Below are 2,487 nucleotides of genomic sequence, written 5' to 3' on the forward strand. Positions count from 1 at the left end.
CGATCGAAGTCTGCATCAGCCGGTGATAGGCGGGGTGGAAGCGCACCAAATCGGTGCGGCGGCCGTAGCGATCATGGGTGTCGAATTCGGGCAGATGCCGGTTCGCCAGCGCGCCGAGTTCGAGATACTCGGCGGCGCCGATCCGGGCGCCGAAATCGGCAATATCGTTGGCGGCCCATTCGGCGCCCTCACGCGTCACCGCCTCGACCAGCGGCCGGTCGGCGGTGAACAGATTGTAGTCGGCGAGTTCGACCGGCTGGTTGATCACCTCGTGGGTGACGGCGCCGTAGCTGTCGGCGATGGCGGCATTGAGCATTCAGGTCCTCCCGGAGCGGCGCCTCTGGCGCTTGCGATGGTTCGGCAGGCATCATAGGCAACCCGCATCGGGCAGGTGTTCGGATTGGGCCTGGATGGCGAAGCGCGCGGAAACCCCAGCAAAATCACGGCGAAGGCCGGTGCAGCCGCGCTCGCACGAAACCTCGCGGGCGATCCGCGACGCATTTGTTCGGCTTCTCGACGAAAAGCCGTTCTCCGAAGTCACGATCCGCGAGATCGTGCTGGTGGCCGGCGTCGGGCTCGGCACCTTCTACGAATATTTCTCCAGCAAGGATGAGCTGGCGCGCGCCTGCGTGCATCTGCGGACCAAGGATCTGCTGCTGGCGCTGCGCCGCCGGCGCACCGCGCTCGGCAGCTATGACCTCACCACTGGCGTCACGGCGGCGATCACGGCACAGGCCGAAATCTATGCGCAGGCGCCGCGCGAATGGATGCAGCACTTCATGCTGGAGCGGCACAAGAGTGAGCGCAGCCACTATCTCGAAGCCTACGACCTGTTCCTGAAGGAATGGGAGGCGCTGCTCGAAGGCGCCTCCGACTGGCCACCCGGCCGCTCCACCGCCGAAGCCGCGTTGCCGGTCTTCAGCCTGATGTATGGAATGTTCGCCCACGCTTTGATCCGGGGCATGCCGCCCGACCATTTTGCGGTGTACCGCCACCAGCTGGTGCGGGCGGCGCTCGGCTGTCTGGCGGCGATGGTGCCGTCAGAGGCAAGCGCCGGAGCAATGGAACCGGGCGGCCGTCGCCGCGCTTGAGATCGAGCGGGTTCCGCCGCAGGGAACGGGGATTCGAGGGTGGCCGACATCTGGACGCGTAAATCGCTGAGCAGCCTGCAAATCGAGGCTGCGGCGGGGGACAGCGGCGACGGCGAGGTGCGCCACCTGAAGCGGTCGCTGTCGGCGGTCAATCTGGTTGCGCTTGGGGTCGGCGGCATTATCGGCGCCGGCATCTTCGTGCTCACCGGCCATGCCGCCGCCGCCAATGCCGGACCGGCCGTCTCGCTGTCTTTCGTGCTCGGCGCGGTCGCCTGCGCCTTCGCCGGGCTGTGCTACGCCGAGATGGCTTCGACCGTGCCGGTGTCGGGCAGCGCCTACACCTATGCGTATGCGACGATCGGCGAGCTCGTGGCCTGGATCATCGGCTGGGACCTGATCCTTGAATACGCCGTCGGCGCCACCACGGTGGCGATCGGCTGGTCCGGGTACTTCGTCAGCCTGCTCGGCAATTTCGGCATCCACCTGCCGGCGCAGTTCACGACGGCACCGCTCGCCTATGACGCAGCCACCCACGCCTGGTCGACCACCGGGGCGATTCTCAACCTGCCGGCGATGGCGATCATCCTGGCGATCTCGACGCTGCTGGTGATCGGCATCCAAGAATCGGCGCGGTTCAACAACGTCATCGTCTGCATCAAGCTCACGGTGATCGCGCTGTTTCTGATCTTCGCAGCGCCGATGGTGACGCCGGCCAACTGGGTGACGGCCGCCAATCCGGACGGCGCGTTCATTCCGCCGGCGCAGGAGAATGGCGTCTTCGGCTGGTCGGGCGTGCTGCGCGGCGCCGCAGTGGTGTTCTTCGCCTTCATCGGCTTCGACGCGGTCTCGACCGCCGCACAGGAGGCCAAGAACCCGCAACGCGACATGCCGCTCGGCATCCTCGGCTCGCTCGCGATCTGCACCGTGCTGTACGTCTCGGTGGCGTTCGTGCTGACCGGGATCGTGCCCTATGACCGGCTCAACGTGCCCGATCCGATCGCGGTGGGGATCGACGCCGCCGGGATCGGCTGGCTATCCTCGATCGTCAAGATCGGCGTCGTCACCGGACTGACCTCGGTGGTCCTGTTGCTGCTGCTCGGCCAGACCCGCGTGCTGCGCGCGATGGCGCATGACGGCCTGATGCCGAAGGCTGCCGCCGCCACCCACCCACGCTTCCGCACCCCGCATGTCGCCACCATCGGCACCGGCCTGATCATCGCCGGCCTTGCCGGGGTGCTGCCGATCGGACTGGTCGGGGAGCTGGTCAGCATCGGCACACTGTTCGCGTTCGCGGTGGTCTGCGTCGGCGTGCTGGTGCTGCGGATCAAGCACCCGGAGCAGCACCGCCCGTTCAAGGCGCCGGCGATCTGGCTGGTGGCGCCGGCCGGCGCGATCG

General features: G+C 67.3%; 2 protein-coding genes and 1 pseudogene. 2 read left to right on the top strand and 1 reads right to left on the bottom strand.

What is annotated here, in order from left to right; genetic code table 11:
- A pseudogene (locus tag DYI24_RS24935) lies at positions 1–316 on the bottom strand (DNA alkylation response protein); the annotation flags it as partial.
- Positions 317–410: 94 nt separating this feature from the next.
- Between DYI24_RS24935 and DYI24_RS24940 the strand changes: the two are divergent.
- Entirely contained in the window at positions 411–1,091 is a 681-nt protein-coding gene (locus DYI24_RS24940) for a TetR/AcrR family transcriptional regulator (protein ID WP_164574233.1), read from the top strand.
- 39 nt (positions 1,092–1,130) lie between these two features.
- Positions 1,131–2,487: amino acid permease (locus DYI24_RS24945; RefSeq protein ID WP_164574234.1), on the top strand; the 1,357-nt coding region annotated here is incomplete at its 3' end.

It is taken from the genome of Rhodopseudomonas sp. BR0C11 (assembly GCF_010820945.1).
Taxonomy (GTDB): Bacteria; Pseudomonadota; Alphaproteobacteria; order Rhizobiales; family Xanthobacteraceae; genus Rhodopseudomonas; species Rhodopseudomonas palustris_H.

Bases quoted from the DNA above. Each gene is read 5' to 3' on its own strand.
- DYI24_RS24940 (WP_164574233.1), top strand. From the start codon at position 411: ATGGCGAAGCGCGCGGAAACCCCAGCAAAATCACGGCGAAGGCCGGTG.